The sequence below is a fragment of the Nocardia sp. NPDC058518 genome (genome assembly GCF_042719655.1).
GTDB lineage: Bacteria > Actinomycetota > Actinomycetes > Mycobacteriales > Mycobacteriaceae > Nocardia.
On sequence record NZ_JBHXNJ010000030.1, the window covers coordinates 69,409 to 73,816 of the forward strand.

Sequence of the window (4,408 nt, forward strand, 5' to 3'; positions counted from 1 at the left end):
TTTTTCGCCTTTCCCCCCCCCTTGTATGGCGCGGGTGTCCCCGCCGCCGGTTCCCAAAAATCCTGTCGGCCCCCCCCGCGAGGCTCGGGGGGGGGGGCCCCCTTCTCATGTTGCCAGCTGGGGTCAGGTGATCAGGCCGCGAAATCGAACAGCGTCAACTCGTTCGCGGCCGCGGCGCGCTGCTCGGATCGTTCACGCATCGCGCAGGTGGGACCGATGCCCTCGGCGATCGACTTCGCAGACAGCAGCCAGCCCCGGCATCGTCGGCAGTGCGCGACCAATCGGACTTCGGGTCGGTCAGCGGTATCGGCCATGTTGTTCTCCTCCGGCCGGTGAGCAATCGTCGGCCCACCATCGCACGGCCCACCGACAAGCCTGCCGCTGTTCGCACACACGTTCGATTAGAATGGTGCTCATGATGGTGGGCGACTTAGTCAGAATCGGGAAGAACGGCCTCTCGCAGTTCCGTGTGGTCGAGGTCGAGGACACCCCATGCCCGCATCCTGGCCACGCTCGAAGCGCCGGGGGCGTACACCTTCTCGATGCGGCTGATCGATCTGACCCCGTGGACTGAGTGACCGTAATGGCTGCAGAGGCTGCAGGGGGCGAAGAGGCTCGGACCGAGGGAACGTCCCCGCAGCCCAAGCATCCGCACGCGCAGGGACACTTCGCGAAGACCGTGATGCGAGCACCGAAACCGGTGTGGGTGCGCTTGGATGCCATCGCGATCCGCGATCCGGGCACACCCCGCCACGTCAACGGCGCCGGAGTCGACATGACCGGGGAGCGCCCCGGCCTGCTCACCCACTGGATCCCCACCTACTCCGGTGAGTGGCTGGGCAGGGTCACGTACTCGATCACCTACGCCGACGGCCGGGCTCCGCTACAGCTGACCGACCAACTCGTGCCCGGCTACGCGCTGCGTCCACGACGCGACTGAACCCGGAATCCGGGCCAGCACGGCCGGGGCCGCGCCTATCGTTGAACGCCATGACAGAGCAGCCGATGTCGTTGAGCGAGGCCGTTCGTGTTCTCGCGGCATGGGAACGAGAACACCCGCACGAGGCCGCCGTCGCCCGCGCCGAGAATCGCGCTCACGTCCTCGAGGTCGAGGCCGAGCAGTACGCGCACGAGCTGGCCGAACAGCTCTGGCAGCAACGCGGTGGCATCGGGGGCGGTCCCACCGATGACGATCGAGCTGCGGCTGATCGGGCTGCGCTCGCGGTCTTGAAGCAGGCCCTCCGAGATCCGGAATGAGCTGGACGTTCTTCGGTTGACCGGCGATGGCTGTCAGCCGAAGAGGGCGTTCCGCTCCTCTTCGGTGAAGTTCATCAGACCCGGCACAGCCCAAGGCTGTTTGCGGTAGTCGATCCATTCGCCGGCGCGGGTCTCACGCAGCATCGCCGCGCGCCACCGGGCCTTCTCCACCTCGGGCAGGTCGGCGGCTTCGAGCTCGCGCACCTTGTCCGCGCGGCAGGTGATCCCCCACGGGATCTGCTTGGGAGCACCGGTGAGGTCCGGCCAGCCCGCCGCCGCGGCGGCCGCGGCGGCGGCGTCGTTCACGGAGTCGTAGTCGCTCATGGATTCAGAATGCGCTCAGGCACCGACACCATCCGGCTGTTCGCCTCGAAAGCTGAAGGGCCGAGCAGGATCTCAGCGCTGCCACCCCTGGTCGAGGCCGCCGGTTTCTGTCGGTGGCCCGTGCGACCATCTCGACACCGCTCGACCCGTTCTCCATCTGAAAGCCCTACGGGCATAAAGGAGTTACGCAATGGGTTTCGTCTACGCCTTCCGGCTCGGCCGCGAGAATCTGTTCAAGATCGGTCAGACCACCATGACGCCGGACAAGCGACGGTCCTCGTTGCAGACCGGCTGCCCGCACGAGCTGGCACTGTTCGACGCGATCGAGACCGACGAACACCAAGCTCTCGAAAAGTACATCAAGGTCATGTGGAGCGATGACCGCAGCGAGGAGGGGGGCACCGAGATCTACCACCTCACCGAATCCCAGGTCACCGAGGTGTTCGCCACCTGCCGAAGGTGGTTGGACAAGGAGCTGCCGGATCAGAAGCTGGCCCAAGAGCTCGAACAGGCCGAGCCCGAGTCGACCATCCTGCCTCGCAACGAGCGGGCCGCCGAGTTGCGGAAGGACTGGCTGGAACTGGACAGGAAGCAGCGAGACATCCGCACAGCCCTGGAGTGGCTCGGGGCCGAGAAGGCAATCGTGGAGACCGAGCTCAAGCTCGCTATCGGCACCTCCAGCGGTATCGAGGGCGTAGCGACGTGGGCGCAGACCCGCGAGACGCGCCGAGTAAGCCCGGACCTGGTCAAGGCCGCCGATCCCGAATTGTTCGAGCAGTGCCTGCAACCGCGGTTCGAGGCATCCAGACTCAAGGCGGCGTTGAAACTGACAGGGCAGTACACCTACGAGTCATTCCAGGAAGTTCGCCGCTCCAGAGAGTTCCGGATCACCGACGACGAACAACCCGCCTGAGCGTTTCCTCGTTCCACCCGCCCCCGAACCGACCCTGGTCGACTCGGGGGCGGTTTGCGTCCGGTGCCCCCTGATCACCACCAGGGGGCTCTGGGCTCGTGTTGCCCGTAGTACCAGCCGAAGGCTGCCGCCGGTGGATTGGCCCGGTAAGCCTCGAGCAGCGGCTCCAGCTCGGCCGTCCACGTGGTCGGCGCGCCACCCTCGGCGGAGTTGCAGCGCCCGCACAGTGCGCCGCGGACGAGATCGGTGGCGTGATCGTGATCGAGCACGGCATAGGAGAAGCCGCGAGGCGAAGTGATCTTGCCGGATAGCTTCGTGCCACAGACGGCGCAGCGCTTTCCCTGCTGGTGCAGCAGCAACTCGATCATGATCCTGCGCAAGGTGAGCTGATTCAGCCGTGCGGGCAGGTGTGCGAGTAATCGGGACCATTCTTTGCGGTCGAGCTGCTTGAGCTGCTCTACCAGGTCTGCGAGAGCGAGGTCTTCGCCGAGTTTCTTGCGTGCGCCACCGGCGCGCTGGCGAGCTCCCTGCTCGGCGGCGTCGATGGTGTGCTGGATCCGGCACGCCTTCTGACCGCGGTCCAAGCTTGGCGGTTCAGGATTTGTGGCCGTGCGCACCAGCATCCAGTTGCTATCGAACTGGCAGTTGAACATGTAGGGCCGCTTGCGATGGAAGGCCGTTACCCTGCCGAACACCGCCCAGTTGCGCTTGTTCCAGGGCCGCTTGGTGTCGACGTAGGTGGCGCCGTCGGGCGCGACCGCATGCGGTCGGCACAACCCCGCCGCGTCGAGCAACAGGGTGCGCAGCCAGCGGAGCTCCTCCTCGAGCCAGAGTTCTGGGGTGCTGTCGAGACGGATCGTCGCCTCCTCGGAAGGTTCCAGGACGAACTCGGGTCCGTCAGGACCGTGCACAAGCAGCATCCTCGCAGTGTGCGCGCCAGGTCTGACAAGTTAAGGCGCAGTTGATCTTTCGCGCCGCTCAGATCGCGCCGTGATGTGTCCTCAACGCGGCTCTACGCGGTGCACCAGTTCCCCTCGGTCCGGCACCAGGCGACAGTGTCACGAGGGTCCGACAGACAATCAGTTCAGGCGGTCGGCCAAGCGCATCTCCGCGCCGAGCGGCGATACGGAAAACCATTGGGCTGGTGACTGTTTGAGCTGGCTACCGAAGTTACGTGGAAAGATCAGACCCGCATATCCGACCCGGCATCGGCAACCGAGGAACACCACGCGTGAGCACACCACCGTCTAGCCCTGCACCTGCTTCGGCACCTGACCCGGCGCCGGCGCCCCCACCCACCCCGGCTCCGGCTCCGGCGGATCCGCCTGCGCCGACGTCGCCCGGTCCGGGAGGATGGAAGGGTGCGGCACTGGCCACCGGCCGCGCTCTTCACAAGGCGATGGTGTGGGACGGCTGGCTAAAGGCCGCCGCGCTGGCCACCGCCGCGACCGCGATAGCAGCAGTCCTGTTCACCGGAAAATCACTGCGTGCGACGGAGAATCAGTACGGGCTCACTCAGCGGACCTGGTTCACAGACCGATTCACCAAAGCGACCGAACAACTCGGCAGCGACAAGCTGAATGTCCGGTTGGGCGGCATCTACTCGTTGGAGTGGCTCGCTCGGGACTCCTCGTCGCCCGGACAGGCATCGAATCAATCGATGATCTTCGAGGTCGTCAGCGCCTTCGTTCGCACGCACCGTGCCACCCCATTGCCTGTCCTCGGTCCTTGCGAGGTCAGCGGCATCGTCGATCTCGATGTCCAGGCCGCCTTGACTGTCATCGGCCGACGGAACACCGGCCAAGACGGCCCGGACCCCATCAATCTTGCCGACAGCCACCTGCGATACGCCTCGATGCGATCAGCCCATATGCGTGGTGCGGTCCTCTCCGGCGCCGACCTGACGTGCGGGCA

Annotated in this window: 7 protein-coding genes; 4 read left to right on the top strand and 3 right to left on the bottom strand. The window is 65.8% G+C overall.

Annotated elements, in window-relative coordinates; translation table 11 throughout:
• Positions 1-131 precede the first annotated feature (131 nt).
• Positions 132-314: a DUF6011 domain-containing protein gene (locus ACFWPX_RS33565; protein ID WP_378932217.1), complete on the bottom strand. Its 183-nt coding sequence runs from the start codon at positions 312-314 to the stop codon at positions 132-134.
• Positions 315-682: 368 nt separating this feature from the next.
• On the opposite strand from ACFWPX_RS33565, the gene ACFWPX_RS33570 reads away from it, so the two are divergent.
• Together ACFWPX_RS33570 and ACFWPX_RS33575 are read left to right on the top strand one after the other, a co-directional pair.
• Positions 683-940 (top strand): hypothetical protein, encoded by a 258-nt coding sequence (locus ACFWPX_RS33570; RefSeq protein ID WP_378932219.1) that lies wholly within the window; start codon positions 683-685, stop codon positions 938-940.
• Between the two features lie 50 nt (positions 941-990).
• Positions 991-1,257, top strand: a complete 267-nt coding sequence (locus ACFWPX_RS33575; RefSeq protein ID WP_378932222.1) for a hypothetical protein — start codon at positions 991-993, stop codon at positions 1,255-1,257.
• A 33-nt stretch (positions 1,258-1,290) separates the two neighbouring features.
• On the opposite strand, the gene ACFWPX_RS33580 is transcribed toward ACFWPX_RS33575, so the two are convergent.
• Positions 1,291-1,581: a hypothetical protein gene (locus ACFWPX_RS33580; RefSeq protein ID WP_378932224.1), complete on the bottom strand. Its 291-nt coding sequence runs from the start codon at positions 1,579-1,581 to the stop codon at positions 1,291-1,293.
• 190 nt (positions 1,582-1,771) lie between these two features.
• On the opposite strand from ACFWPX_RS33580, the gene ACFWPX_RS33585 reads away from it, so the two are divergent.
• Positions 1,772-2,494: a GIY-YIG nuclease family protein gene (locus ACFWPX_RS33585; protein ID WP_378932226.1), complete on the top strand. Its 723-nt coding sequence runs from the start codon at positions 1,772-1,774 to the stop codon at positions 2,492-2,494.
• 74 nt (positions 2,495-2,568) lie between these two features.
• On the opposite strand, the gene ACFWPX_RS33590 is transcribed toward ACFWPX_RS33585, so the two are convergent.
• Positions 2,569-3,414, bottom strand: coding sequence for an endonuclease domain-containing protein (locus tag ACFWPX_RS33590; RefSeq protein WP_378932228.1), 846 nt, complete (start codon positions 3,412-3,414; stop codon positions 2,569-2,571).
• A 311-nt stretch (positions 3,415-3,725) separates the two neighbouring features.
• On the opposite strand from ACFWPX_RS33590, the gene ACFWPX_RS33595 reads away from it, so the two are divergent.
• The coding region (locus ACFWPX_RS33595; protein ID WP_378932231.1) for a pentapeptide repeat-containing protein at positions 3,726-4,408 on the top strand (683 nt) is incomplete at its 3' end.

Bases quoted from the DNA above. Each gene is read 5' to 3' on its own strand.
- ACFWPX_RS33565 (WP_378932217.1), bottom strand. From the start codon at position 314: ATGGCCGATACCGCTGACCGACCCGAAGTCCGATTGGTCGCGCACTGC.
- ACFWPX_RS33570 (WP_378932219.1), top strand. From the start codon at position 683: ATGCGAGCACCGAAACCGGTGTGGGTGCGCTTGGATGCCATCGCGATC.
- ACFWPX_RS33575 (WP_378932222.1), top strand. From the start codon at position 991: ATGACAGAGCAGCCGATGTCGTTGAGCGAGGCCGTTCGTGTTCTCGCG.
- ACFWPX_RS33580 (WP_378932224.1), bottom strand. From the start codon at position 1,581: ATGAGCGACTACGACTCCGTGAACGACGCCGCCGCCGCGGCCGCCGCG.
- ACFWPX_RS33585 (WP_378932226.1), top strand. From the start codon at position 1,772: ATGGGTTTCGTCTACGCCTTCCGGCTCGGCCGCGAGAATCTGTTCAAG.
- ACFWPX_RS33590 (WP_378932228.1), bottom strand. From the start codon at position 3,414: ATGCTGCTTGTGCACGGTCCTGACGGACCCGAGTTCGTCCTGGAACCT.